Source organism: Ruegeria sp. CDSB013 (assembly GCF_059611165.1).
The window spans coordinates 175,864-202,619 of record NZ_JBXWPA010000002.1; the positions used below are offsets into that span (position 1 = coordinate 175,864).

Here is a 26,756-nt window from a genome sequence, read left to right on the forward strand (position 1 = left end):
TCCCCATCTAGACAATGTGAACGCAATTTACATCAAACCCGGAGAACCCAAATGACCGCATTGTCCGACCACGCCGTCCCACAAAATCCGGGGTGGCTCTCTCGTGCCGAAGCCTGGATGGATGACAAGGGCAAAGGGGCCTGGATCGCCGCCATGGTCCTTGGTTTCATCTTTTTCTGGCCCGTTGGCCTGGCGCTTCTTGCCTATATGATCTGGAGCAAACGCATGTTCAGCAAATCCTGCAGCCGTCGCAAATCCTGGCACAGCCACATGAGTGCGATGAAGCCATCCGGCAATAGCGCGTTTGACGCCTACAAGTCCGACACTCTGGCCCGGCTCGAGCGCGAACAACAGGAATTCGAATCCTTCCTGCGCCGCCTGCGCGATGCCAAGGACAAGGCCGAGTTTGACCAGTTCATGGACGAACGCGCCCGTGAAAACAACGATGAGACTGAAAACGGCGAACGCGCCTAAGCCGACCTTGCCCTGTCCCGACATTCGGGACAGGGTGTCCTAAATTCTCAGCCGGAAATCAACATATGACCCACCTGCCCGACCCAGACCGACAGCCGGAGTTTTACCAGTCTGTCGCGACCAAGCGTTTTATCGCCTGGCTTTTCGACATCGCCTTTATCTCGCTGTTGTGTACGGTGGCCATCCTGCTGACCTTTGGTCTGGGCTTCTTCGTCCTGGCCTTGATCTACGCAGTCGTCAGTTTCGTCTACCGCGTGATTACCATCGCCAATGGCTCGGCCACACTGGGCATGCGCTTTATGGGGATCGAACTGCGCGATTCATTCGGATCCCGGATGGATTTGGGCAAAGCGGTGGCCCACACGGCCGGGTATTTTGTCAGCATGGCCTTTCCGGTCATACAGATCATCTCAGTCATCATGATGCTGACCAGCGCACGTGGCCAGGGACTTACTGATGCGTTCCTTGGAACTGTCATGATCAACCAGCGCGCGTAAAAAATTCAACGACGTGAATCACTTGGCGGTTTTAGGATCGGTTGTTATCATCCGGTCCAAGGAAACACGGAACGTTCATGCGACACACGCTGCCAATCGCGCCACAATTCTATGTGACGGCCCCACAGCCTTGCCCTTATCTTGAGGGCAGGATGGAGCGTAAATTGTTCACTGCCCTTCAGGGGGAAGGTGCAGATCAGCTAAATAACTCATTGTCCCAACAAGGGTTTCGCCGATCGCAAAACGTGTTGTACCGCCCGTCCTGCTCCGATTGCGCGGCCTGTCTGTCGGCCCGGATCGACGTGACGGCCTTCCGCCCAAGCAAAAGCCAGAAACGTGCGGCTAAACGCAACGCGTACCTGCAACGCAGGGCGAATTCACCCTGGGCCACGGACGAGCAATACGAACTCTTCCGCCGCTATCTGGACACTCGCCACGCGGATGGTGGAATGGCCGATATGGACGTTTTCGAATTCGCCGCGATGATCGAAGAAACCCCGATCCGAAGCCGGGTCGTGGAATATGCCGACCCTAAATCCGGGGATCTGATCGGCGTCAGCCTGACAGATGTCCTGGATGACGGCCTCAGCATGGTCTACTCGTTTTATACCCCCCAGCAACCGCAGAACTCGCTGGGCACGTATATGATCCTCGATCACATCGACATCGCGCGCGAAGCCGGGTTGCCCTATGTCTACCTTGGATACTGGGTGCCGGGCAGCCCCAAGATGGGTTACAAAGCGCGCTTCTCGGGGCTTGAAGCCTATTACCAGGGCGAATGGATCAGCGTAAACAATCCATCTGAACTGACGGATTCCAGCCGCCACCCTTTGTCCACCGCGCCAATCGCGGAACAGGTTGCCAGCATTCAACTGCCCGACCGCCACCCCACCAAGGGCTGACACCCCATGACCCAAAGTCTTTTCGCCGTCACCCTTGTGGTGCCGGACTACGACGACGCGATCGCCTTCTATACCCAAACACTCAGTTTCACCCTGCTGCAGGATATAGACCTCGGCGGCGGCAAACGCTGGATCCGGGTTGCCCCGCCGGGTTCGGGTGACGCATCCCTGCTGCTGGCAAAGGCCGATGGCCCAAGCCAGACCGCCGCCGTTGGAAACCAAACCGGGGGGCGCGTCGGCTTTTTCCTTCAAACAGATGATTTCCAACGTGACCACAACGCAATGGTCACAGCAGGCGTCCATTTCGAAGAAGACCCGCGCAATGAGCCCTATGGCACCGTCGCCGTCTGGCGCGACCCGTTCGGCAATCGCTGGGACCTGATCCAGTTCACTTGATCCGCACTTCATCTCGCAAAAAATACCCCGGAGTTGAATTGGTCGCAGACCAAGAAGGGGCAGCGCCCCTTCCCCCAACACCAAAGCAAAGGGGGCCCACAGGCCCCCTTTTCAATTTGGTTATGAACGTCGCATCAATTCGGGATCAGATCCGGAACGATGGTCACGATCGACGGGAAGAACCACAGGATCGCAATCCCGACCACCTGAATGATCACGAACGGAATGATCCCACGATAGATGTGGCCTGTTGTGACTTCTTTGGGCGCGACCCCTCGTAAGTAGAATAGCGCAAACCCGAAGGGCGGCGTCAGGAACGACGTCTGAAGGTTCACCGCCACCATGATCGTCACCCATTTCGGATCGAACGAGCCACCGTAAATCACCGGTCCCACGATGGGGATCACGATGTAGATGATCTCGAGGAAATCCAGCACGAAGCCCAGAATGAACAGAACCAGCATCACGATCAGGAAGACCGTGAACTCGTTGTCAAAGCTGCGCAGGAACTGCTGAATATAGTGCTCTCCTCCGAACGAGATCACCACCAGGTTCAGCAGTTGCGATCCGATCAGGATCGTGAACACCATCGAGGTCACCTTGGCCGTCTCGCGCACCACGGGCGTCAGAACACCGCTGGTGAACAAAACCCAGCACCCAAACAACAGACCGAACAGAGCATACAGATAAGCACCGTAAGCAATTATGAAGGCGACCCAGGTCTCAAAGTTCACATTGCTCTGATTGATGCGCAAATCAAAGTTCACGCCCATCAGCAGCGCAATGATCACGGCAAAAGTGGCCCAGATGATCACCTTGCCCGAGCGCTCTTGGTCCTGCAGCTTGCGATAGGCTGCCAGCATGATCGCTCCGCCCGCTCCCAACGCGGCCGCTGGTGTCGGGTTGGTCACACCACCCAGAATTGATCCTAGCACCGCGATAATCAGAACCAATGGCGGGAAGACCACCCGGATCAGATCGTTCGTGGCACACCGGGCTGCCGCCTCCTTGCAGCCGTACATTGCCAAGGCAAAGGGCAAAGCCAGAAGGACGAAGGTCAATCCCGAAGACGTTGTTGGTGCAATCAACAGAACATCAACCAGCAACATCAACAGCAGACCGATAGCCCCTAGGATTAACGGTTGCGTCGGTTTGGACGGCGCAATGCCGCGGCCCATGACCAGTGTCAGACCCAGCAGAACCACAATCACCGCAACACCAGTACCAATCGGCGCCGCAGCGGCGATCTTGGCCTCGCGCGCCTCGACCAGCGCCTCTTCGCTCAGTCGTTCGGCGTTGGCGACACCACCTGCGGCGTCAATCGCCTCCTGCTCGGATACGGCTTGATCCCAGGCAGATTGCCCATGCAGTTCGATCATCGAGGCCTTGCACTGCTCGGACACATTGGTCCGCAACGACGCGCCCTCACCGATGTCCGAGAACGCCGAGACGTTGATATTCTGGCTGCCAATGACGCCCGAGCTGCTCAGCAGAACTGCGCCAACGATCAGAGCAACAGGTGCACCAAGCAACCAGGTCAGACCTTCGCCGCGCGTGATCGGCTCACCACTGCCACCCGACATTGGCACCGCCGGTGCTTTCTCAGGGTTCAGCAGCGCATAGCCAAAGGCATACAGCGCATAGAGCAAGGCCAACATGATCCCTGGCAACAAGGCGGCCTGGAACAGCGTCCCGACCGAAACCACAGCCGGTTCCCCCAGATAAGTCAGCGCATCGGTACAGCCAGCGTCCTGAGCGCGCGTTTCCTGCGCAGTTGAATAGAGATCACCCGCCAAGGTGCCCAACAGAACGATCACGATGGACGGCGGAATGATCTGCCCCAACGTGCCCGATGCCGCAATCACACCCGTCGCCAGTTCAGGCGAGTAGTTGTTGCGCAACATAGTCGGCAGCGCCAGCAGGCCCATGGTTACCACGGTCGCGCCAACAATTCCGGTCGAGGCCGCCAGGAATGCACCCACGACCACGATCGACACGGCCAGACCACCCGGCAACGGTCCAAAGACGCGCGCCATTGTTGTCAGCAGATCGTTCGCGATCTTTGAGCGTTCCAGCGTGATGCCCATCAGAACGAACATCAGGACGGCCAGCAGGGTCTCAATAGACTGCCCCGCCAGAACGCGTTCGTTCATGCGGTTCACGATGAACGACACGTTGCGATCCAGCGCGGTTTCCCAGCCTTGCACAAACACCGGCTCGGCGATCCTTGGTAAATCCGGGAAGCGGAACACCGACACCGTGTCCGGTTTGACGCCCGAATTCACAAGGTCTCGGTATGCTTGGGAACTGGTATCAATTGCCTGGTGTATTAACAGACCGGCGCTATCCAGCGCCGCGATGATCCCGAATGAAATGATACCGGCGCCGCCGATGGCAAAGGCCACCGGAAAGCCGGAAAGGATGCCCCCGAAGAGGCAGAAGAATACGATAATGAGGCCTATCTCGACGCCATCAAGTCCGAATAACATAGTCTGGGTCTCCGTCCCTAATGTGCGCCTTCGTAGGCTTCTTCACCCTCGCCAAGGCTGTCCTTGTCGAGGTATTTTCCAACGCTGTCCGGCCCTTCGACGTATTCCAGATACGAGCGGTACAGGAATGCGATTGCGTGCAGGAACACCATTCCGGCAAATGCAATCAGCAGGATCTTGAACAGGAAGTATCCGTTGAACCCATTTGGGCTGAACCCGATGGTTTCGATGTTCCAGCGCAGCGCACGGGATTTCATCACCAGACGATCCAGCGTGTCACTGGCCGACGGTTTCGGTACGATCAGGTGCCGCCACATGAAATACCAGCCATACATCCACGTCAGCACGGCCATCGGCATCATGAACAAAAGCGCGCCCAACATGTCCACCACACGCTTGGCGCGGTGGCTGATGCCGGCATAAATCAGATCAACACGGACATGGCCGCCCTGCACAAATGTGTAGGTGCAACACAGGCAGACGACCATCGCGTTATAAAGCTTCAGCTCTTCGGCGAACCAACTGATATCCATTTGAAACGGGATACCCAGACCAAAGGACATATCCGGGCGGGTAAACACGCGTTGCATGAAAACGATAACGATCTGCTGAATGACCATCAGCAAACCGGCCCATGCAAAGAAGCGCCCGGTGGTGTTGGCGAACCCTTCCAGGCCCCGCACCATCCCCCACATGAAATTCCGGTAGTACAGCCCGATGGCCGTCAGAACCAGAAAGAGGGTGAAAACCACAAAGAAGAACTCGACCGAGCCGCCATAGTAGACAAAGCGCATGATGGCTTCTTTGTCCGACCAGTTCAGCCAGAGTTGCGGATGCGTTATGGCGTATCCGAAATTATAGAAGGCTTCGGCAATGTTTTGAACGAACCACACAAGTCCGTTCCACAGGGCGCCGAAGAACGAGATACCGTTTTCGTCCTGCATGTTGTCCCCAGGTCGTATCAGTTGCACTGCTGATTATAGCGGTTTGATGGGTCCGCGCATACGCAACAGAGAAAGGTTTCCCCGCAAAGGCGGGGAAACCAATGGAACGTTTGGAAAACGTTTAGCCGCGGACGCGGTTACGCTGCGTGGTGTAAACACCCGACGACAGGTCCAGCCATCCAGCCGACGAGGCCGACGACGCCATGGCGCTGTCGTGGATTTTCTTGAACAGCTCGTCGCCCATGTTTTCGTCCAGCACTTCCTGGCTGGCCGCACCAAACGCATCCCAAACGCTGTCCGGGAATTCCATGACCTTGACGCCGCCTGATTGCAGGCGCTGCAGAGCGGCACCGTTGTTGGCCAGGAATTGTGCCAGGTTCCACTGGTGTGCTTCGGCAGCGGCAATCTCGATGATCTTCTGCTGAGCAGGTGTCAGGCTGTCGAACACGTCGCGGTTGGTTGCCAGCGACAGGCCTGCGTTCGGCTCGTGGAAACCGGCGGTGTAGTACACCTTGGTGATTTCCTGGAAACCGGCTTTTTCGTCAGCCCACGGACCGATCCACTCGGTACCGTCGATCGCGCCGGACGACAGCGCCTGATACACTTCCGAACCCGGAATGTTCTGCACGGACGCGCCCAGTTTACCCAGAGCTTGGCCACCCAGACCGGGCATACGGAATTTCAGACCTTGGAAGTCTTCTGGACCGTTGATCTCTTTCGAGTACCAGCCACCCGCCTGCGCGCCGGTGTTACCTGCCAGGAACGACTTCAGACCAAAGATCTGGCCCAGCTCGTCATGCAGCTCCATGCCGCCATCCTGGTAATACCAGTTTACCATTTCCTGAGCGGTCATGCCGAACGGAACAGCGGTAAAGAAGGCATAGCCCGGGTGCTGACCAACAAAGTAATAGTCCGCTGCGTGATACATGTCGGCCTGCCCCGACGATACCGCGTCAAAGACTTCGAATGCGCCAACCAGTTCACCGGCAGCTTTGATGTCAACGGTCAGGTTACCGTCCGACATTGCGGTGATGCTGTCGGCGCAGCGCTGTGCGCTGTCGAAAACACCCGCCAGGCCGCGACCCCACGAGGTTACCATGGTCAGCGTGCGCTTACCCTGCGCATATGCCGGTGCCGCCAGCGTGGTGGCTGCAGCTGCCGAGCCGCCCAGAGCAGATGTTTTTAGAAATGAACGACGATCCATATGAGTGTTCCTCCCCTACATATTCAAAACCCGGGCAATTGCCGGGCGTAGTCGTTTTCAGTGCGCGTCAGCCTAATGACCAAGATGTGAATGTGAATACCTAGTACTACGTAGGGGATCGCGTTTTTGATGTTTTCCCGGGTGCAAACCGTGACAAATGCAAAATAATTCTTCGCGCCGGCCCTCTCATATGCGCCAATTCACCAAAAATTTTGCAATTTGCCGCCTGCTTGCGTATCGATTCGCCTATGAGGGGATTCCGTAATCTGATTTCACTGACCTACGGCCAGAAATTGTCGCTTGTGGCGGCGATCCCTCTGGTCGTCGCAGTGGCCGCGATTGCGTTCTTCGTGGTTCATGAATCCCGGGCAACCGCCGAACGTGAAATTGAAGCGCTTGAGCGGCGACTGATTGAAGCCAAGAAAGAAGAACTTAAGAACTATGTCACGCAGGCTCGAAACGGGTTTGCCTATATCTACGGACGGGCATCTACAGAGGATAAGGTCGCGCAGAACCTTGTGACGCAAATCCTGTCAGCGATGATCTACGGCAAGGACGGGTTCTTTTTTGTCTATGACTATGACGGCAACAATCTCGTCAGCCCGCGCCAGACCGAATTCATCAACCGGAACTGGGAGGGGCTGACCGATAGCGACGGCACTCCTGTTGTGGACGAATTCATCAGCCTAGCCCGTCAAGGTGCGGGCTGGCACAGTTTCATGTGGCAAAAACCTTCGACAGGCGAAGAGGCGCAAATGATCGCCTATGTGGTCGGCCTGCAGGATTGGCGGTGGGCTGTCGGCACAGGAGTTTTCATCGACGACATCGTCGCGACAGTCGCCAACGCGCGGGCCGAGGTTGAGGCCCGAGTGCAACGGACTTTCTCTTATATTGGCGCAATTGTTCTTGCCGCGGTATTGGTTGTCTTCACCTCGGGCATGTTGCTGAACGTCCGCGAGCGCCGCCTGGCAGATGCCAAACTTAAAGAACTGACGCAGCGGGTTTTTGATGCGCAAGAGGAAGAGCGTGGGCGCGTGGCGCGCGAATTGCATGACGGTATCAGCCAGATCCTCGTCGGTGTCCGCTATGCGCTGGACAATGCCCGCCGTCGCCTGTCTCGCGGTGACGATGCCGGGGCACAGGCACCTCTGGAAAAGGGCATCGACACACTGGGCGCGGCTATTACAGAAGTCCGCCGCATCAGCCGCGACTTGCGGCCCGGCGTGCTGGACGATCTGGGCCTTGGCCCTGCCCTCAAGGCGCTGACCGACGATTTCTGCGAACGCACCGGGATCGAGACCGAATTCTCGACCGTTGTGTTCCGCAACCGGCTGGACCAGGACAGCAAGATCGCCCTCTACCGTATTGCTCAAGAGGCATTGACCAATATTGAACGCCACTCCGGCGCGACCCGTGTTACAATCGACCTGCGCGGCCACAAGAAAGGCGCGACAATGCGGATCACCGACAATGGCCGTGGGTTACGCACCACACCTGATCCCGCCAACCCCGGTATCGGCCTGCGCAACATGCAGGAACGCATCGAACAGCTTGACGGATCGCTGCGCATTCTGTCATCACGCGCCCCACGCAGCGGCACAGTGATCGAGGTCAGCCTGCCTCTGAGCCACATGCTGCCGCCGCAAGAGGACGCAACGCCTAACCGAAAGGCTGGTACATGAGCGATCAGAAAATCCGGGTTCTTATCGTTGACGACCACCCCATGGTCGCCGAAGGGATTCAGTCGATCCTTGAAAGCTATGATGAGATCGAGGTGGTCGGGACCTTGGGCAGCGGACAAGAGGCTGTGGATCAAGCGACCGATCTTGCGCCCGACGTGATCCTGATGGACCTGAACATGCCCGGTTTAGGCGGCCTTAGCGCGACCGAGATCATTCTGGAACGCCTGCCCCGAACACGCATCCTGATCCTGTCCATGCATGACAGCCCCGAATACATCTCGACCGCGCTGAGCCACGGCGCCAGCGGATACGTGCTCAAGGACGTGCCGACGGACGAGATCAAACAGGCTATCGACGCAGTGATGCGTGGTGAGCAGTACTTGTGCACCGGAGCCAGTGGATCGCTTCAGCCCAAAGGCGATAGCGCCCGCGAGGCATTGACCGGGCGCGAACAGACAATTCTGCTGGAATTGGCGCAGGGCAAATCCAACAAGGAAGTCGCCGCAGCATTGGATATCTCGGTTCGAACAGTTGAAACGCACCGCAAGAACATCCGTCGCAAACTTGGGATTTCATCCACCGCTGGCCTGACCCGCTATGCGCTTGAACATGGCGTACTACAAGGCACAAGCCCTGGCTTCTGACCCCGCAGCGCGGAATGCGCTGCCTGGCCCAACCGGAGGACGTGCGCCGAAGGCGCATCGACGACGGGCTGGAGCTTTTTAACTCAAGACTTTGCTCGCAAACCTTCGCCAAAAAACACCAGTGTTCCGTCCTCATCCAGGACGTGAAACTCGCGTTGTTGATACGGCTGATCAAACGGCGGACGCACGCGCCCCTCTGGTAAATCAGCCAACCCTGCCTTGAGGGTTTCATACAGATCATCAATCCCTGCAACATCGATATAGAAGGACTGATCATCCCCTAAAGCACGCCCATCATCGCGCGGCGGGCATTCAAGTAAGCGGATGGCGACCCTACCACTCGACAGAAAGGCATAATTGTCCTGCCTGAAACCGCAGGTAAATCCCAACCGGTCGCAATAGAAGTCAATCTGCTTTTGCAGTGACGAGCACAGAACAAAAGGCGTAAGCTGTAGCAATTCCGGCATATGCCCCTCCCACGGTAGCCTCTGCTCTCGATTGTAACCTGCAGCCGGTCAATCCAACAACTGATCCTTGCGCAATCCCACTCGCTGGTGATGATGCGGCAGAACCCGCCCATACAGCTGCCTGGTACGTTCAATCCCACCACACATGCCTTCGGCTTCCACAAAGGAAAAGATACCGACATACCGGCTACGCGCCCCTTGGACCGGGGCGACCCGGTGCAAGGCGTATCTGCCCTTGAAGATCTGCAAGTCTCCGGGCTGCAACTCCAGCGTCCTGACCAGTGCCCGGTTTCCATCCAGCACAGAGGCCACGGACAAGAAATTCTCGTCCTCGGCGCTGCGCAGGTTCGGCACATATTCAAAGGCCCCACCCGTCTCGCCATTCTGGATGGCCAGTGTCACGGTGTAGTTGTTTGTATCGAAATGCCAGGGAAAGCCCTGCCCTTCCTCGACCACGTTGACGATCACATCCGCCAGCGGATCATCATAGCGAAAGAACCGATCCTCCGGCTCATCCAGCCCATCGCGTATGAACGGCAAGAAGCCCTCGAATTCATAGATTCGGCGCAGTGGACCCGATTTGGGGAAATTGTCCGCGGGAACAAAGGCGTTCGACCGGTCATAAAATCTGCGTTTCGGGTGGTTCAGGTCCAACCGTGGATCGTCCTTTGAGAAATAAGCGTTGGTGCGGTTGAAAGACCGATGCGCGCGGTCGGCCACGGCATCCGCCTCTTTCAATAGCTGCGCCAAACCTTCGGGGTGGATAAAACCGGGCAAAACGGCACAACCGTCCTGATCCAACTCGCGGCGCAGATCACCGATCAACCGATCATATGCGCGCGAGCCCGGGCAATCGATCGGATACCGCCCCAGATCTATCAGATCATGGATCATCCTCCGCCTCCCTTTTTTGTTCGGTCAATCTCAGCGTGCCGCAGTCAAAACTGCTCATCATGCTTGTTTCGGACATCGCGATGCCGCTTTTTGACTACCCTCAAGTCAGAAATCCGGAGGTCAAAGGGGGTATTTTTCCTGAATATTCCCTGCATGCGTCAATCTGCGCAATAAAATGTCGCAAATTTCACCCTCAGAGTTAGAAAATTGGTGCAAAAGCCTGTTGACGCCCCTTCCCCCGGCTCATAATGTCCCTGCACGCAAAGAAGGAGCCTCTGGCGATGAGAACGCTAGTCGTAATCGTAGGAACCACGCGCATGGGCCGGTAACGGTAAACCATAATCGAACCCATGCGCCTCCGAAAATCTCGGGGGCTTTTTTTTGTCAAACGCAAGACACATGTCGCGAACGGAGCAAAGCAGATGACACGTGAGATGACCGGCGCAAAGATGGTAGTTCAGGCCCTCAAGGATCAGGGCGTGGACACGGTATTCGGATACCCCGGCGGTGCTGTGCTACCGATCTATGATGAGATTTTTCTGCAAAACGATATTCGTCACATTCTGGTGCGGCATGAACAAGGCGCGGTTCACGCAGCCGAAGGCTATGCCCGTTCGACCGGCAAGCCCGGCGTTGCCCTTGTGACCTCTGGCCCCGGCGCGACAAATGCCGTGACCGGCCTGACGGATGCGCTGCTGGATTCGATCCCGATTGTGGTTCTGACCGGACAGGTTCCAACCTTCATGATCGGCTCGGACGCGTTCCAAGAGGCCGATACCGTTGGCATCACCCGCCCCTGCACCAAGCATAACTGGCTGGTCAAGGATACCGAATCGCTGTCCGACACGATGCACGAGGCATTCCATGTCGCCACCTCCGGCCGCCCTGGTCCGGTTCTGGTCGATATCCCCAAGGACGTTCAGTTCGCCTCGGGCGAATATAGCGCGCCGAAGCCTTCGACCTCGCATTACCAGCCGGTCCTGAAAGGCGATCTGGAAGAGATCACCGAACTGGTGGCCGCAATTGAGACCGCCAAGAAACCCGTCTTTTACACCGGCGGCGGCGTTATTAATTCCGGCACAGCGGCCAGCCAGTTGCTTCGTGAACTGGTTGATGCGACAGGCTTCCCGATCACCTCAACCCTGATGGGTCTGGGCGCCTACCCGGCGTCGGGCAAGAACTGGCTGGGCATGCTGGGCATGCACGGACTCTATGAGGCCAATCTGGCAATGCATGACTGCGACCTGATGATCAACATCGGTGCGCGGTTCGATGACCGGATCACCGGGCGGATCGACGCGTTCTCGCCCAATTCGAAAAAGGCCCATATCGACATCGACCCGTCCTCGATCAACAAGGTGATCCGCGTGGACATCCCGATTGTTGGCGATGTTGCACATGTGCTGGAGGACATCCTGAAGGTTTGGAAAGCGCGTGGCCGCAAGACAGATGAGGCGTCGGTTGCCAAGTGGCAGGATCAGATCACCGAATGGCGCAAAGTGAACTGTCTGGCCTACACCAACAGCGAAAAGACGATCAAACCGCAATACGCGCTTGAACGGCTGGAAGAGCTGACCAAAAAGCACGACCGTTACATCACCACCGAGGTCGGTCAGCACCAGATGTGGGCCGCACAGTATCTGGGGTTCGAAGATCCGAACCGCTGGATGACCTCGGGCGGATTGGGCACCATGGGTTACGGCTTCCCCGCCTCCATCGGCGTGCAGATGGCGCACCCGGATGCACTGGTCATCAACGTCGCAGGCGAGGCTTCGTGGCTGATGAACATGCAGGAAATGGGCACTGCGGCGCAGTACCGCCTGCCGGTGAAACAGTTCATTCTGAACAATGAACGCCTTGGTATGGTGCGTCAGTGGCAGGAACTGCTGCATGGCGAACGATATTCGCATTCCTGGTCCGAAGCCCTGCCCGATTTCGTCAAACTCGCCGAGGCATTTGGGGCCAAGGGTATCCTGTGTTCCGATCCGGCCGATCTGGATGACGCGATCATGGAGATGATCAACTATGACGGTCCAGTGATCTTCGACTGTCTGGTCGAAAAGCACGAGAACTGCTTCCCCATGATCCCATCGGGCAAGGCGCATAACGAGATGCTGCTGGGCGAAGCCGAGACGCAGGGCGTGATCGATTCCAAAGGCTCGGTTCTGGTCTGACACAATTCGACGGATTTTGTTGGGTGCTCTGGCACCCGGCCATCACAGGATTATGAAAGGGACATAAATGTCTGCCCTACATATCAAACAAGGCGCAACGCGCCATTCCGCCTATAACCTACGCCCCACGTTTTCGGACGTGCAGGAACGCCATACGATTGCTGTCCTGGTCGAAAACGAACCGGGTGTCTTGGCCCGGGTGATCGGATTGTTTTCGGGCCGGGGTTACAACATCGAAAGCCTGACAGTCGCCGAGGTGGATCACACTGGCCACCTAAGCCGCATCACCATCGTCACCACCGGCACCCCTCAGGTGATCGAACAGATCAAAGCCCAATTGGGCCGTATCGTTCCGGTGCACGATGTTCACGACCTGACTGTCGAAGGCCCCTCGGTCGAGAGGGAACTGGCGATCATCAAGGTTGTCGGCGCGGGCGACAAGCGGGTCGAGGCGCTGCGTCTGGCCGATATCTTTCGCGCCAGCGTTGTCGATAGCACGTTGAATTCGTTCATCTTCGAACTCACCGGTGCCCCGGACAAAATCGATGCCTTTGCCGATCTGATGCGCCCGCTGGGCCTTGTCGAGATTGCACGCACCGGCGTGGCCGCCCTGCTGCGCGGCGACTGACTTTTTCGCCTCGCCCCCCTTTTGGTACCGGGGCGAGGCGCAGTCCCAGGACATGCTCAAACAATACTGCTGTATGTTGCTTATGAGCATGGTTACCCAAAAAGATCATACAAATTGACGTAAAGCCTATTGCGTTTGCCTGCCCCTACGTTAACTTCGGGGGCGTAGCGTGGTGTTGGGATGCGCCAGCTGGGGTCACCAGTACGATTGTGAATGCATGCACGGCCAAAAAGGTCGGGTGCGTCGCACTTTTTGAAATGACACTCTGGAACCTGGGACAGAAATGACCATGAGTATCCGCAGTCCTGATGAATTGCGCCGGATGTTCGGCGACAATCTGCGACAATTGTCGCGGCAATATTCGTCCGTGTCCGAGCTGTGCCGCCAGCTGGGCATCAACAGGACCCAATTCAACAGATATCTGGCCGGTGAGAGCTTTCCCCGCCCCGATGTTCTGGATCGCATGTGCCGGTTTTTCGAGGTCGACGCCCGTATCCTGTTGCGGCCTCTGGAGGAAATTGAAACGCCACCGGAACATCCGGCGGCTTCGGCCCTGACTGAATTCCTGGGGTCCGGCCCCTCGACGCTAACCGAAAACCTGCTGCCGGCGGGCTTTTATTATGCGACGGAAACGGGACTGGACGGATCTCCCATGACCAGACACCGGCTGATCCACACGCGCCGTTTGCCGCAATGCACCCTGGTGCGCAGCTATGAGCCCGAAAATGAGGGGATACCGGCCGACACCACCAGACGTGAAGTACAAGGCATCGCGGCTTGCGCCGGACGGCAGATTTTTATCCTTATGTCCAGCCGCGCAGCCCAAAACAGCCGTATCTACCTTGTAACGCGCGGCGCTGAAGAAAACTCCGAGCGATGGCGTGGCATTGCAATTTGCCTGTCCAAGACCAACGCTCAGGCGACCACAATGCGCCGGATTTCGCTGAACTATTTGGGCAATCAGGCAAAGGCCGCCCTTCCTGCGGCGCGCGCTGCCAAACGGCTCAAGCAAAGCGCTGCATAGGCTCTTCAAGCGTCTTTCCCGGCTCCTGCCAGAGTGATCAGACGATACAGGTGCCAACTGGCATGCCCCAGCAACGGCAAAAGGATCAACAACCCCAAAAACCACGGGATCATGGCCAAAAATGTCACGACAGCCACGAACACACCCCACCCCAGCATGATTTTCGGGTTCGAACGGACATAGCTGAAACTGGCGATCATCGCGGTCACGAAGTCCAGTTCCCGGTCCAGCAACATCGGGATCGAAAGAACCGTGATCATGTATAGAATAAGCGCAAAAATGGCACCCACAACGCTGCCGACGGCCAGCATAATCAGGCCATTGGGCGTCATAAAGACCTCTAGCGAACTGGAGACGTTGGTCATGGTCGACAGCCCCATGAACAACGCAAAGATCATATGGCCAAGAAAAAACCAAAACAGAAAAATCACCACGATGATCGCGCAGATGGACGGTAATTGACGGCGGCTCTGCTGCAGGACCACGCCGAAAACCTCTTTGAAATTCAATGGGTCACCCTGTTCCAGCCGGTGTGACACCTCATACAACCCCACCGCCGCAAAGGGGCCGAGTAGTGGAAAGCCGATGGTGGCCAACACCAGCCAGTATGACGTCTGCGTCTGCACCGTGACCCACGCCATGGCCAAGCCAGCCAAAACATAGAACCCACCGAACAACAGGCCAAAAACTGGTGCCCGACGAAAATCAGCCCAGGCACGGCGCAACGCCTCGCGCAGCATTCCGGTATCCACAGGTCCCATATCCGGAACCCCAAAGGGTTTTTCCATGCTCTGTTTCTCCTCCTGTTTCCGGCGCTCTCCTCAAGCCGGTTGTTTTTGGGGCCACCTTGTTGCGTCGTGATACGCGACCCCGATTGACAATATATCCGCATCCGCGCCACGCGGGCCAAAGACCTGCATGCCCATCGGCAACCCGCCTGCCCCAAACCCCACCGGCACCGACAGACACGGCAAGCCAATCAGACTGACTGGAATCATGACCTGCATCCAGCGGTGATAGGTTTCCATGCTTTTACCGGCAATCTCGGTGGGATACGGAAGCTCAAGTTCAAACGGCCAGACCTGAGTAGACGGCAGGGTCAACGCATCAAACCCTTCGAACAGTTCAGCCGCGCACCGGAACCAATCCGATCGTACAACACTCGCCTGATGCACCTGCATCGCCGTCAGGGCTTGCCCCTGGTCAAGCTCCCATTGCGCCGTGTCCTTCAACTGCGCCCGCTGTTCAGACTGCGGGGCCAGACTTGCCGCCACGCTCCAGGATCGTAAGGTCGACCAGCTTTCGAATATGCGTTCCGCATCAAAGGGCGGCCCAACAGCTTCAACCTGCGCCCCCTGCTGTACGAAAACGGACAGCGCATCCTGGCACAGGTCCAAAATACTATCCTCAAACGGCATCGCCCCGCCCCAGTCGCCCAGCCAGCCGATCCGCATACCGGACAGATCGGCCGCCTGAACTGGGGACACCGCAGCATTATGCGGGGTTGCAGGATGCCGCGGGTCAGGCCCTGAAATTACGTCCAACAACACACCCAGATCTTCCGGGGCTCGTGCCATTGGGCCAAGCGTGGACAGTTGGTGAAGGTATACGTCGCCCGCCGGTTCAGGCGGCACACGTCCCCAACTTGGGCGAAACCCATAGACATTGTTCCAGGCCGCCGGATTGCGCAAACTGCCCATCATGTCAGAGCCATCCGCCAGCGCCACCATCCCGGTGGCCAGCGCAACCGCTGCCCCACCCGATGATCCACCGCATGTCTTAGAGTGATCATACGGGTTACGCGTGGCACCATAAACGGGATTGAACGTGTGCGAGCCCAAGCCAAACTCTGGCGTATTTGTTTTACCGATCAGGATTGCGCCGGCCGCCCGCATCCGTGCGGCTATCAGATCGTCCTGTTCGGGTACATGATCGCGATACAGCGGTGATCCCTGCGACGACACCACTCCGGCGACATTCACCAGATCTTTGACCGCGATCGGCAGACCATGCAACGGGCCTGTCACTGGCCCCGCATCCAACGCCCGCGCCTCGGCCATCAGCGAGTCTTCATCGCGCAGCGCAACAATCGCATTCAGAGGCGGGTTGATCGCCGCAATGCGATCCAAGGTTTCACGCATCAAATCAGCTGCAGAAAGACGCCGGGCCGAAAGCGCCGCCAACAAGGCAGTTGCGGTTGTCTGACTTAAATCCATCCGGGACCCATCGCATTCAGTGTTACCAAGTCGCGATCAGCCTAACGAGGCCACAACCCCATTTAAACCCGTGTTTTACATATATCTTTTACCATGCACACCGCAGCGCACGGATCCAACTCATCTGGCCAAAAATATCCCGGGGGAGTCTCCGCCTGCGGAGACGGGGGCAGCGCCCCCTTGCGGCGTCTCAGCCGTCGCCTTGCGCCTCGGAGCGGCTCTTGCCCGCCACATCCATCGCAAGGGTGGCAGCCATGAACCCATCCAGATCGCCATCCAGTACACCTTTGGTGTCCGATGTCTCATGGTTGGTACGCAGATCCTTGACCATCTGATAGGGCTGCAAAACATAAGACCGGATCTGGTTGCCCCAGCCGGCATCACCCTTGGCTTCATGTGCCGCGTTAATGTCCGCGTTGCGACGGTCCAATTCCTGCTGATACAGGCGCGATTTCAGGGCTTTCATGGCAATATCGCGGTTCTGGTGTTGCGACTTCTCAGAACTGGTCACGACGATCCCGGTCGGAATGTGCGTAATTCGAACTGCCGAATCCGTGGTGTTCACGTGCTGACCACCCGCGCCCGATGACCGATATGTGTCGATGCGAATTTCGGACGGGTTCACCTCAATCTCGATATTGTCGTCGACCACCGGATAGACCCAGACCGAACTGAAGGATGTATGCCGCTTGGCTGCCGAGTCAAATGGCGAAATCCGCACCAGACGATGCACACCGCTTTCGGATTTCAGCCAGCCATAGGCGTTGTGACCCGAAATCTTGTAGGCGGCGGATTTGATGCCCGCCTCTTCGCCCGCAGTCTCGGACTGCAGCTCGACCGTGTAGCCCTTCTTCTCGGCCCAACGGACATACATGCGCGCCAGCATCGAGGCCCAGTCACAGCTTTCGGTGCCACCGGCGCCCGAGTTGATTTCAAGGAACGTGTCATTGCCGTCGGCTTCGCCATCCAGCAACGCCTCAAGCTCTTTCTTGGCGGCCTTCGCCCCCAATTTTTGAATGGCGTCTTCGGCGTCGGTGACGACCTCTTCATCCTCTTCCATCTCACCAAGTTCGATCAGCTCGATATTGTCGCTTAGATCGGTCTTGATGGATTCGTAGGTCTCAATGGCATCGACCAACATCTGACGCTCGCGCATCAGTTTCTGCGCGTTCTCGGGGTTGTCCCATAGGTTAGGATCCTCGACGCGCGCGTTGAATTCCTCAAGACGATGAGGGGCGGTCTCATAGTCCATGCGCTGCGCCAGCAGCTCCAGCGACTTTTCGATTTCCGCCACGGTGTTCTGGGTTTCGGCGCGCATGGTCTTGTCCCAACTTGCTCAATCAGGCCTGCGTGATAGCAAGAGGCGCGGGCCACCACAAGACAGGCGAGACGGAATGCAAAACGCGTTGAGCGAGTTTCTGACAGGATGGGATTTGGAAGACGCACAGCCCGTCGCAAATACCGGGCATGCACACGTGTGGAAGGTCCGAACTTTGGACAACACGCTTGCAGCGCTCAAGATCTATCGCCGCCCAAACCGTGGCAATGAAACAGCGGGCCCGCACCTGATGCACCTGTGGCGTGATCGGGGTGCTGTGCACATATTGGCCGAGGGCCCCAACGCCGTTTTGACGGAATGGCTTGAAGGACCGTCACTTGGGGATATCGCGCGGTCAGGTCGCCCGGATGAAGCAGTGCGCGGCCTGGCGACGGCAGCGGATCGACTGCACCAAAGGCCGACCATCGACACGACCCGGCTGAAACCGCTTCAGGAAGTCTTCGCGCCAGTTTTCGACTGTCAATTCTCGGACGATTGCCCGATCCGACTACGGCACGACATGATGCAAGCGATCAGCATTGGCCGTCACCTTCTGGACACGCAGGATACGGTTGTTCCGCTGCACGGGGACCTGCATCATGACAACGTGATCGCAACACCTGCCGGGCCTCGGGTCTTTGACGCCAAGGGGTACATCGGCGACCCGGCATTCGAGCTGGCCAATGCCCTGCGCCACCCCAAAGGCATGCCAGAGTGGGTTCGCCGACCTGAACAGATTGAAACTGGCCTGGCGCTATACGCGACCGCCATGCGGGTAAAAAAAGGACGACTTGCCCAATGGGGTGCCGCAAAATGTGCTCTGTCGATCTTCTGGCGCGCAGATGGCACCGTCACACATGACCCGGAAGAAGACCTGTTGAACCTTCTCCTGCAAGCAGCGGATCAGTAAAGACCGCCGCCCTGCAGATCACCCTGGCTGGCGTTGGGGCCAACAGTGATTGTGTTGCCGGTCGACGTGGTAACCTGACGGCCCGAGCTGGCCTCTTCGAACAGAGGCAGGTCGGAGCCCATCGCAAAGCCACCGTCGTAGACACGGTCGATAAAGCCGTCGACGCCATCGCGGAAATATTCGGCCACGACATAGTCACCGGAAGCATCGGCAGGCAGGCGCGCGCCACTAAAGCGGTCGATCTTGATGAAGTGGCCGCCTTCGGGCACATCAAACGGACCACCGCCGTATTTCTCGACGGCTTTCTCCATGAAGCTCTGGAACACTGGCCCGCACAACGTACCCCCATAGGCCCCCCGCCCCATCGGACGCGGGCGGTCATAACCGATATAGCAACCAGCAACGATGTTCGAGGTGAAGCCAATGAACCACGCATCCTTGGATTCGTTCGTCGTACCCGTTTTACCCGCAGTCGGCACCGGCAGATTGACGACACTGGACGCGGTCCCGCGATCCACCACACCTTTCATCATCGACGTCAACTGATAGGCGGTGATCGCATCCATGACCTGAGAGCGATTGGTCTCGATGGTGGGCGACTCGTCCGGCTCAAGCCAGGCCGAGTTACAATCCAAGCACTGACGGTCATCATGGCGATAGATCGTCTTGCCGAACCGATCCTGAATTCGGTCAACCAGTGTGGGCTCGACCCGCTCACCGCCATTTGCGAACATCGCGTACGCGGCGACCATCTTGTACAGCGTGGTTTCTTCCGACCCCAGCGAGTTCGCCAGGAACGCGCCCATACGGTCATAGACGCCAAACCGTTCCGCGTAGCCAGCGACAACAGGCATGGTCACCTCTTGCGCCAGACGAATGGTCATCAGGTTCCGCGATTGTTCGATCCCGGTGCGCAGCGGCGTCGGACCATAGAACTTGTTCGAAGAGTTCTTGGGTCGCCACAGACCTTGGGGGGTGTTCACTTCGATCGGGGCGTCCACAACGATGGTCGCTGGACTGTAACCACTGTCCAGCGCAGCGGCATAGACGAAGGGTTTAAAGCTGGAGCCGGGCTGGCGCTGCGCCTGCGTGGCGCGGTTGAACACCGAATCCTGATACGAGAACCCGCCCTGCATCGCCAGAACACGGCCCGAGTTCACGTCCATCGCAACAAAGCCGCCCTGCACTTCCGGCACCTGACGGGCGGACCACTGGCCTTCCTCTCCAGCCATGACCAGAATGACGTCACCGCGCTTGAAGTTTGCCGCAAAATCACCTTGCATCCATTTGATGTCAGCACGCGGGACGATGCCGTCTGCCGGACCGTCCTCGATCCCTACGGTCAATTGCTGTTCACCCACATTCAGTACAACGGCCGGATACCACTGGGTCGGCAGCACTACGTCGCGGGGAATTTCCATGATGGCCAAGGCTTCGCGCCATTGCGCCTCATCCGCCAGTTTTTCTTCAGGGATCACCTCGCCCGTACCACGCCACTTCCCACGTGAACGGTCGTATTTCTGCAATGCGGTGCGCAAGGCCTTGGCTGCCTCAAGCTGCATTTCCTCGTCAACCGAAGCGCGAACCGCGAAACCCCCAGTAAAGAATTCGCCCTCGCCGAAATCCTCGCTCAGTTGGCGGCGGATCTCGTCGGTGAAATAGTCACGCGGCGGCAACGCCGTACGGAAGCTTTCGAAATCTCCGTTCTGGACCGATCGGAGGGGCATTTCGACTTCGACCTCATAGGTCGCCTGATCGATATACCCATTCTGGTTCATCTCGCGCAAAACGTAGTTGCGGCGCGCCAGCAGGCGGTCCTTTTGCCGAACCGGGTGATAATCCGACGGTGCCTTGGGCATGGCGGCCAAAGTTGCGGCCTCGTGCGGCTCCAGTTCCTGCAAAGTCTTGTTGAAATAGGTCTGCGCAGCAGCGGTCACGCCATAGGAGTTCTGACCCAGAAAGATCTCGTTCATATAGAGTTCGAGGATTTGTTCCTTGTCCAGCGTATCCTCAAGCCGGGTGGCGAGGATGATTTCCTTGATTTTCCGTTCGGCGCGGCGGTCACCGGACAGCAGGAAATTCTTCATCACCTGTTGTGTAATGGTCGATGCACCGCGAACGGTTTCGCCCTTGGACTTCACCGCCTCGACACCGGCGGCAATGATACCGCGCGGATCGTAACCTTGGTGGGTGTAGAAATTCTTGTCCTCAGCCGAGATAAACGCCTGCTTCACCAGATCTGGAATCTCTTCGGACGGCGTGAACAAACGGCGTTCCTGCGCGAACTCGTCGATCAACTGGCCTTCGCCCGAATAGATTCGGCTGATCGTGGGCGGTTTGTACTGCGCCAACGATTCATGGCTGGGCAGGTCGCGCCCATACATCCAGAAGATCGCGCCGACGACCAGCGCGGCCATGAAGATACCCAATGTCACGAGGCTGAAGATCGCCCCGAAAATCGAAAGAATGAAACGGATCACGTTACTGCCTTTTACTCGCGGTGACGCCTATATAGTGATGGCCCGGCGCAGGGTCAAAACACGATGGCCAATAATAGCCGGTTTACGTCGCAGGGTCACTGACCAATCAGGGATCTTTTGATCAGGTCGTCCTGCCGCCACTTCTGCAGACCATCGACAATGCCCTGCGCCATTCCAACACGCCATTCCGTGTTTCTGATATTCTGCAGGTCCCGAGGGCTGGATAGAAACCCAAGCTCGACCAGAACCGAAGGAATATCCGCTGCCTTGAGAACCGAGAATGAGGCCGTGCGGATCGGCCTGCTGTTCATCGGGCCGCCCTGTTGTGTCATGCCATCAGCCAGCGCACGGGCCAACGCATCAGTTCGAGGCTTGGTTTCCTGCCGCGCGATATCCAGCAGGATATCGGCCACTTGGTCATCCGCACCGCTCAAATCAATCCCCGAGATCAGATCACCGCGGTCATGACGTTCCGCCAGCTTGTCACTGGCCACATCTGATGCTTCGTCTGACAAAGTATATACTGCGGCACCATGCGCCCGCCCTTCAGACAGGATATCTGCATGCAGTGAGATAAACACATCGGCACCGGCCCTATGCGCCAGCGCGATGCGCCGTTCGAGCGAGACGAATTGGTCATCAACCCGCGTCATCACCACTTCGAACCCTCCGGTCCGCAACAAATGCTCGCGAAGTTCGCGCGCGAAGGTCAGCATCAGGGTCTTTTCGTCCAACCCGTCGACCTCGGCCCCCGGGTCGATGCCGCCATGACCGGGGTCAAGCATGACCCGCAACGCGCCTCCCCCGCCGCGGCGCGGCTGGGCCGGCGTTACTGCGGGTTCGGGCAAATCCCAACCTTGTTGACGGGGTGCGCCTGCGCCGGCGGCGAATGAATCGAAATCGGTTCCTTGCAGAAGCAGCGACAGTTGCGCCCCTCCAGCCGTTTCATCAATTTTCATCTCGGCGCGGTCGACGGCCAAAGGCGCGCCAAGCTCCAGAACCATCCGAGACCAGCCGGGAACATATGCTCCGAACTGAACACCGCTGATACGATCGGTTTGCAGAAGCGCTTCGCGGTCAAGTCCTGTCCAGTCAACCTCTTGAAAATCAAGTACCATGCGATAGGGATCTTGCAATGTGAACACGCGGTAAGGCACGCCTTGGCTGAGGCCCAGATCGACCCTCACCCCTGCGCGACCTTCGTCCACTATGCGACTGTCATCAGGCAACACGCGCGCAAGCGCGCTGAAGTCATGCGCGACTGCGGCAGTAGACAGCGCCCAAAACAGCGCAATGGCGTAAATGATCCTGCTCATGGCCTCAAGTTTTCCCGAGATCGTTTGTCTGGCACCCTACCGCATCCGGGGCCCGTTGTGAACGGCTCAGGCCTGTTCCGTGATCGCACCGCGATCCGCCATAAAGCGGTGCAGTCGCTGCAGACCCTCTTCGATGTCCGCCGTCGAGCGCGCGTATGAAAACCGCAGCGTCGTATGACCGCGCAACGGGTCGAAATCCAGTCCCGGCGTGACGGCTACCCCGGCCTTTTCCAACACCTCGGCCGCAAAGGCCCGGCTGTCGTCGGTCAGGTCCGAAACGTCGGCGTAGACATAAAACGCCCCATCCGGCGGCGCGATATTGGTGAAACCGGCCTTGGGCAGCCCTTCCAGCATCAATTGGCGGTTGCGGCGATAGACATCCAGATTGGCCTGCAATTCGCCATTGCAATCCATTGCCGCCAGCGCAGCCACTTGGCTGGCGTGCGGCGCACAGATGAACATGTTCTGGGCAATCCGTTCAACCACCCTCACCTGATCTTCGGGAACCACCATCCAGCCAACGCGCCAGCCAGTCATCGAGAAATACTTGGAAAACGAGTTGATCACATAGCACTCATCCGTCAGCTCCAACGCGGTGACGGCTTTGGCCTCATATTCCAGCCCATGGTAAATCTCATCACTGATGAACGAAGCGCCCTGCCCCTGCGCGGCGTCAATAAGCGCGCCCATGGCTCTGTGATCCAGCATCGTGCCCGTGGGGTTCGCGGGCGACGCAACCATCAGGCCCTGCAGGTCGAGCCCTGCGAAATCGGATGGCACAGGTTGCAGCCGGTTTTCGGGTGCGGTGGGCAGATCGACAGGGACCAGACCTAACGCTTTTAAAATTTGCCGATAAGAGGGATAGCCCGGCGCGCCGATACCGACGCGGTCACCGCTATCGAATAGGGCAGTGAAAGCCAGCAGAAACCCGCCGGACGACCCCGGTGTAACCACGACGCGGTCGGGGTTGAGATCGACGTTGTACCACTCACCGTACAGGCTTGCGATCCGTTGCCGCAGCGCGGGCAGACCCAAAGCCACGGTATAGCCCAACGGGCCTTGATCCATTTCTCTGGCCAAGGCCTGAACGGCCCCCTTGGGCGCGCCCGTCCCCGGCTGGCCGACCTCCATATGGATGATGTGCCGCCCGGCCTCTTCAGCGCGGCGCGCGGCCTCCATCACGTCCATCACGATGAAGGGATCGACCCCGGATCGGGTTGAGTTTCTCATGCCCATCTCCCATGTTGCAGCCATGGCTTTTGAACGCTTATCCAGGCTGGCGTCAATCCCGGCCCTGTTGCTGATTGCAGTGACATGGATGGGCAGTGCGTTTCAGTCCAGCGCTCAAAGCCTGATCCGCGACCCCGATATCGAGCACGGGTTGCGCGAACTGGCCTTTCCCATTCTGCGGGCCGCCGGGCTAAACACCAATCGAGTGAAAATTCTGGTCGTCAATGACAGTACATTCAACGCATTTGTCATTGATTACAACGCGATATACGTAAACTACGGGCTAATCCTGACCGTCGAAAGCCCCGAGATGCTGCAGGCTGTGATCGCCCATGAGGCGGCCCATATCGCCAACGGCCATCTGGCCAGACGGGTTGAAAACATGCGCGCCGCACAGCGCAAAGCCCAGCTGGGCACTGCGCTAGCCCTGATCGCCGCGGCCGCAGGTGGTGGCGAGGCCGCAGCGGGAATCGCCGCTGGCACATCCGCGTCTGCCCTGCGCAGCTTCCTGGGGCACACACGGGCAGAAGAGGCATCGGCCGACCGCAGTTCTGCCAGCTACCTGCGCGCGGCGGGGATCTCACCCAACGGGATGGTTGCCCTTCACCAAAAGTTTGCAGGTCAGGAGTTGCTGAACACAGCCAACCAAGACCCCTATATGCGATCCCACCCCACCAGCCGCGAACGGCTGCGTGCCGCTGAGGCGTTTGTGGGCGAGTTCAGCGATCATGCCTCACCAAACCCCAACGCCGACTACTGGTTCGCGCGGGTCAAGGGCAAGCTATCGGCCTTCCTGCGTTCGCCGGGCTGGACCTTGCGCCGGTTGAAAGAGGAAAGCGCGCAGGACATACGCCTGATGCGCGAAGCTGCCGCCCATCATCAGAACCGCGATCTGGCCCGCGCAAGGACCGCAATCGACGGCGCGCTGGAAATCCGGCCCGATGATCCGTTCTTTTATGAATTAAAAGGGCAAATTCTACTGGAAAACAGAAAGTTGTCAGACGCAATTAAAGCTTACGGACAGGCAGTTGAGATGTCTCCGAATGATCCGTTGCTTCTGGCGGGGTACGGGCGCGCCTTGCTGGCAGATGGGCAGACGACCGACGCCCTGAAGGTGCTTGAAAAGGCGCGCGCGCGGGACTATCGCAATGCACGACTGATGCAGGATCTTGGAATGGCTTATGCCAAGGTCGGAAATAACGGCATGGCCTCGGCTGTGACCGCAGAACGCTATGCCCTGCAAGGCCGCCTGGTCGACGCAGGCATTCACGCAAAACGCGCCGTCGGGCAATTGCCCGAAGGTTCACCTGGTTGGCAACGGGCACAGGATGTGTTGATTGCCTCGGAACGAGCGAAGAAAGAGAAAAGGAACCGGAAATGATCCTCAGACATGCTGCACCCGCCCTTCTGGGGCTTTCCCTGATCACCGGCCCCGCGCAGGCCCTGGACCTGAGCACCATGAGCGATGCCGAACGCGAGCAGTTCGGTGAGCAGGTGCGCGAGTACCTTCTGGAAAACCCCGAAGTGATCATCGAAGCGATCAACATCCTTGAACAGCGCAACGCCGTTGCCGAAGCCGCCGCAGATAAGGATCTGGTCGCGGCCAACGCAGACGAGTTGTTCAACGACGGCTATAGCTGGGTTGGCGGCAACCCGGATGGCGACATCACTCTGGTCGAATTCATGGATTACCGCTGCGGCTACTGTCGCCGCGCCGTGCCCGAAGTCGCGAGCCTGTTGGCCGAAGATGGCAACATCCGCCTTGTGATCAAGGAATTCCCGATCTTGGGCGACGCCTCGGTCCTGTCTTCGCGCTTTGCGGTCGCAACCAAACATGTGGCTGGCGCTGACGCCTACAAACAGGTCCATGACGCGCTGATGGAATTCGGCGGAGAGCCTTCCGAAGTCTCCCTGCGCCGGATCTCGGATGGCCTCGGCCTGGACAGCGATGCGATCATTGCGGCCATGGACAGCGAGCAGGTTACGGATGAAATCGGTCAGACCCGTGCGCTGGCGCAGCGTATGCAGATTTCAGGAACACCTTCATTTGTTCTGGGCACCGAAATGCTGCGTGGATTCCTGCCAGCGGATCAGATGAAGCAGATTGCGGACGGTGTGCGCGCAGAACAGGGCTAAATGCTCGGAGGCGGAGACCCCGCCTCCACTGCAAAACTTGTCGACGGTGCAAAGTTAGTATGGAAACGGCGCGTCGCAATACAGCCATACGACCCATCTATTCGTACCGTCTGAGCGAAACTGCGCAGCCGGTACGGATTCTCCCTTGATTCCTGCAGGAATAACGTCGCGCCCCAGTCTGCGGCTTTCCGTTAAAACAGAATTGAGATCCTGTGGGTTCGTAATACGCCGTACACTATTGTTCGCAGTGATCGGACCGGACCTACAATAGGTCGAACGCGCAACCTGCTTTGCGACGCCCATTGCGGCATGAGGATCACTTCCATCCCAAAGAGAAACTGCAACTCGAGCGGCTAGGTTCGGATCGGCCAGCACCTGCGGTGTCTCCTTGGGCGGCCTTCCTTGGCCTCCAACTGACAGGGTAACGATAATGCCTTCGACAGTGCTACCATCCGTACTCGCCGCGAGATCAGCAGACAGGTATCGCAATTGGGTTTGAGCGACGTTGGATGGTATTGGAACATTCACATCCCTAGGGTAGCGATCCAAGTACCCTGAGCCGCTGCTGCAGGCCGTCAGGACAAGACAAGAAACTGTGGCTACACCGGCAAGAAACTTCATGCAACAACGCCCTTAAACTACTCAATTCGAGGGCCTATTTCTCGGTCAATTCTGGCAAAATAATGGCCGCTCGGGCAAATTGCACAAAGATCATGCGGACGATAAGCGGT

23 protein-coding genes are annotated in these 26,756 nt (G+C 58.0%); 12 read left to right on the forward strand and 11 right to left on the reverse strand.

Annotated elements, in window-relative coordinates; translation table 11 throughout:
- Positions 1-51: 51 nt before the first annotated feature.
- The 4 genes from AC2FJF_RS04370 to AC2FJF_RS04385 all read left to right on the forward strand — a co-directional run bounded on the left by AC2FJF_RS04370 (position 52) and on the right by AC2FJF_RS04385 (position 2,269).
- Positions 52-474 carry a DUF2852 domain-containing protein gene (locus AC2FJF_RS04370; RefSeq protein WP_496723291.1) on the forward strand — a complete coding sequence of 141 codons (423 nt, stop codon included), beginning with the start codon at positions 52-54 and terminating at the stop codon, positions 472-474.
- A gap of 65 nt (positions 475-539) precedes the next feature.
- Positions 540-971 (forward strand): RDD family protein, encoded by a 432-nt coding sequence (locus AC2FJF_RS04375; RefSeq protein ID WP_058274521.1) that lies wholly within the window; start codon positions 540-542, stop codon positions 969-971.
- 77 nt (positions 972-1,048) lie between these two features.
- Positions 1,049-1,873, forward strand: coding sequence for an arginyltransferase (locus AC2FJF_RS04380; RefSeq protein WP_058274522.1), 825 nt, complete (start codon positions 1,049-1,051; stop codon positions 1,871-1,873).
- A gap of 6 nt (positions 1,874-1,879) precedes the next feature.
- On the forward strand, positions 1,880-2,269 hold the full coding sequence (locus AC2FJF_RS04385; RefSeq protein ID WP_496723293.1) for a VOC family protein: 390 nt from the start codon (positions 1,880-1,882) through the stop codon (positions 2,267-2,269).
- A 134-nt stretch (positions 2,270-2,403) separates the two neighbouring features.
- Here the strand turns inward: AC2FJF_RS04385 and AC2FJF_RS04390 are convergent, their stop codons facing one another.
- From AC2FJF_RS04390 to AC2FJF_RS04400, 3 genes are all read right to left on the reverse strand, one after another.
- On the reverse strand, positions 2,404-4,758 hold the full coding sequence (locus tag AC2FJF_RS04390; RefSeq protein WP_496723295.1) for a TRAP transporter large permease subunit: 2,355 nt from the start codon (positions 4,756-4,758) through the stop codon (positions 2,404-2,406).
- Positions 4,759-4,775: 17 nt separating this feature from the next.
- The gene (locus AC2FJF_RS04395) at positions 4,776-5,702 is read right to left on the reverse strand and encodes a TRAP transporter small permease subunit (protein ID WP_496723297.1); all 927 of its coding nucleotides are present in this window, start codon (positions 5,700-5,702) and stop codon (positions 4,776-4,778) included.
- Positions 5,703-5,823: 121 nt separating this feature from the next.
- Positions 5,824-6,906 (reverse strand): TRAP transporter substrate-binding protein, encoded by a 1,083-nt coding sequence (locus AC2FJF_RS04400; protein ID WP_109311369.1) that lies wholly within the window; start codon positions 6,904-6,906, stop codon positions 5,824-5,826.
- 248 nt (positions 6,907-7,154) lie between these two features.
- On the opposite strand from AC2FJF_RS04400, the gene AC2FJF_RS04405 reads away from it, so the two are divergent.
- Together AC2FJF_RS04405 and AC2FJF_RS04410 are read left to right on the forward strand one after the other, a co-directional pair.
- On the forward strand, positions 7,155-8,588 hold the full coding sequence (locus AC2FJF_RS04405; protein ID WP_282169385.1) for a cache domain-containing protein: 1,434 nt from the start codon (positions 7,155-7,157) through the stop codon (positions 8,586-8,588).
- A complete protein-coding gene (locus AC2FJF_RS04410) occupies positions 8,585-9,232 on the forward strand; it encodes a response regulator transcription factor (protein WP_496723300.1) in 648 nt (215 codons plus the stop codon). Before AC2FJF_RS04405 ends, AC2FJF_RS04410 begins: the two co-directional genes overlap by 4 nt.
- 83 nt (positions 9,233-9,315) lie before the next feature.
- Here AC2FJF_RS04410 and AC2FJF_RS04415 read toward each other — a convergent pair whose 3' ends face one another.
- Together AC2FJF_RS04415 and AC2FJF_RS04420 are read right to left on the reverse strand one after the other, a co-directional pair.
- The gene (locus tag AC2FJF_RS04415; protein ID WP_496723302.1) at positions 9,316-9,699 is read right to left on the reverse strand and encodes a bleomycin resistance protein; all 384 of its coding nucleotides are present in this window, start codon (positions 9,697-9,699) and stop codon (positions 9,316-9,318) included.
- 48 nt (positions 9,700-9,747) lie between these two features.
- Positions 9,748-10,593, reverse strand: a complete 846-nt coding sequence (locus tag AC2FJF_RS04420; RefSeq protein WP_496723304.1) for a HalD/BesD family halogenase — start codon at positions 10,591-10,593, stop codon at positions 9,748-9,750.
- Between the two features lie 422 nt (positions 10,594-11,015).
- Here AC2FJF_RS04420 and AC2FJF_RS04425 point away from each other — a divergent pair, with 422 nt between their 5' ends.
- The 3 genes from AC2FJF_RS04425 (at position 11,016) to AC2FJF_RS04435 (ending at position 14,419) form a co-directional block, all read left to right on the forward strand.
- Entirely contained in the window at positions 11,016-12,767 is a 1,752-nt protein-coding gene (locus tag AC2FJF_RS04425) for an acetolactate synthase 3 large subunit (protein WP_496723305.1), read from the forward strand.
- A gap of 67 nt (positions 12,768-12,834) precedes the next feature.
- A complete protein-coding gene (ilvN, locus tag AC2FJF_RS04430; RefSeq protein WP_496723307.1) occupies positions 12,835-13,395 on the forward strand; it encodes an acetolactate synthase small subunit in 561 nt (186 codons plus the stop codon).
- Between the two features lie 289 nt (positions 13,396-13,684).
- Positions 13,685-14,419: a helix-turn-helix domain-containing protein gene (locus AC2FJF_RS04435; protein WP_496723309.1), complete on the forward strand. Its 735-nt coding sequence runs from the start codon at positions 13,685-13,687 to the stop codon at positions 14,417-14,419.
- A gap of 5 nt (positions 14,420-14,424) precedes the next feature.
- On the opposite strand, the gene AC2FJF_RS04440 is transcribed toward AC2FJF_RS04435, so the two are convergent.
- The 3 genes from AC2FJF_RS04440 to prfB form a co-directional block, all read right to left on the reverse strand.
- Positions 14,425-15,207 (reverse strand): DUF2189 domain-containing protein, encoded by a 783-nt coding sequence (locus tag AC2FJF_RS04440; RefSeq protein ID WP_496723311.1) that lies wholly within the window; start codon positions 15,205-15,207, stop codon positions 14,425-14,427.
- A 33-nt stretch (positions 15,208-15,240) separates the two neighbouring features.
- Positions 15,241-16,635, reverse strand: a complete 1,395-nt coding sequence (locus AC2FJF_RS04445; protein ID WP_496723313.1) for an amidase — start codon at positions 16,633-16,635, stop codon at positions 15,241-15,243.
- Positions 16,636-16,825: 190 nt separating this feature from the next.
- Positions 16,826-17,953, reverse strand: a complete 1,128-nt coding sequence (gene prfB, locus AC2FJF_RS04450) for a peptide chain release factor 2 (RefSeq protein WP_058277539.1) — start codon at positions 17,951-17,953, stop codon at positions 16,826-16,828.
- A gap of 76 nt (positions 17,954-18,029) precedes the next feature.
- Between prfB and AC2FJF_RS04455 the strand changes: the two genes are divergently transcribed.
- Complete coding sequence (locus tag AC2FJF_RS04455) at positions 18,030-18,863, forward strand: aminoglycoside phosphotransferase family protein (protein ID WP_496723315.1); 834 nt, start codon at positions 18,030-18,032, stop codon at positions 18,861-18,863.
- On the opposite strand, the gene AC2FJF_RS04460 is transcribed toward AC2FJF_RS04455, so the two are convergent.
- The 3 genes from AC2FJF_RS04460 to AC2FJF_RS04470 form a co-directional block, all read right to left on the reverse strand.
- Entirely contained in the window at positions 18,857-21,343 is a 2,487-nt protein-coding gene (locus tag AC2FJF_RS04460; protein WP_496723317.1) for a penicillin-binding protein 1A, read from the reverse strand. The genes AC2FJF_RS04455 and AC2FJF_RS04460 overlap by 7 nt on opposite strands.
- A gap of 95 nt (positions 21,344-21,438) precedes the next feature.
- Complete coding sequence (locus AC2FJF_RS04465; protein ID WP_496723319.1) at positions 21,439-22,659, reverse strand: N-acetylmuramoyl-L-alanine amidase; 1,221 nt, start codon at positions 22,657-22,659, stop codon at positions 21,439-21,441.
- A gap of 66 nt (positions 22,660-22,725) precedes the next feature.
- Positions 22,726-23,889: a pyridoxal phosphate-dependent aminotransferase gene (locus AC2FJF_RS04470; RefSeq protein WP_496723321.1), complete on the reverse strand. Its 1,164-nt coding sequence runs from the start codon at positions 23,887-23,889 to the stop codon at positions 22,726-22,728.
- Between AC2FJF_RS04470 and AC2FJF_RS04475 the strand changes: the two genes are divergently transcribed.
- Together AC2FJF_RS04475 and AC2FJF_RS04480 are read left to right on the forward strand one after the other, a co-directional pair.
- Positions 23,888-25,270 carry a M48 family metalloprotease gene (locus tag AC2FJF_RS04475; protein ID WP_496723323.1) on the forward strand — a complete coding sequence of 461 codons (1,383 nt, stop codon included), beginning with the start codon at positions 23,888-23,890 and terminating at the stop codon, positions 25,268-25,270. The genes AC2FJF_RS04470 and AC2FJF_RS04475 overlap by 2 nt on opposite strands.
- Positions 25,267-26,025 carry a DsbA family protein gene (locus tag AC2FJF_RS04480; protein WP_496723325.1) on the forward strand — a complete coding sequence of 253 codons (759 nt, stop codon included), beginning with the start codon at positions 25,267-25,269 and terminating at the stop codon, positions 26,023-26,025. The genes AC2FJF_RS04475 and AC2FJF_RS04480 overlap by 4 nt, the downstream gene beginning before the upstream one ends.
- Positions 26,026-26,756 lie beyond the last annotated feature (731 nt).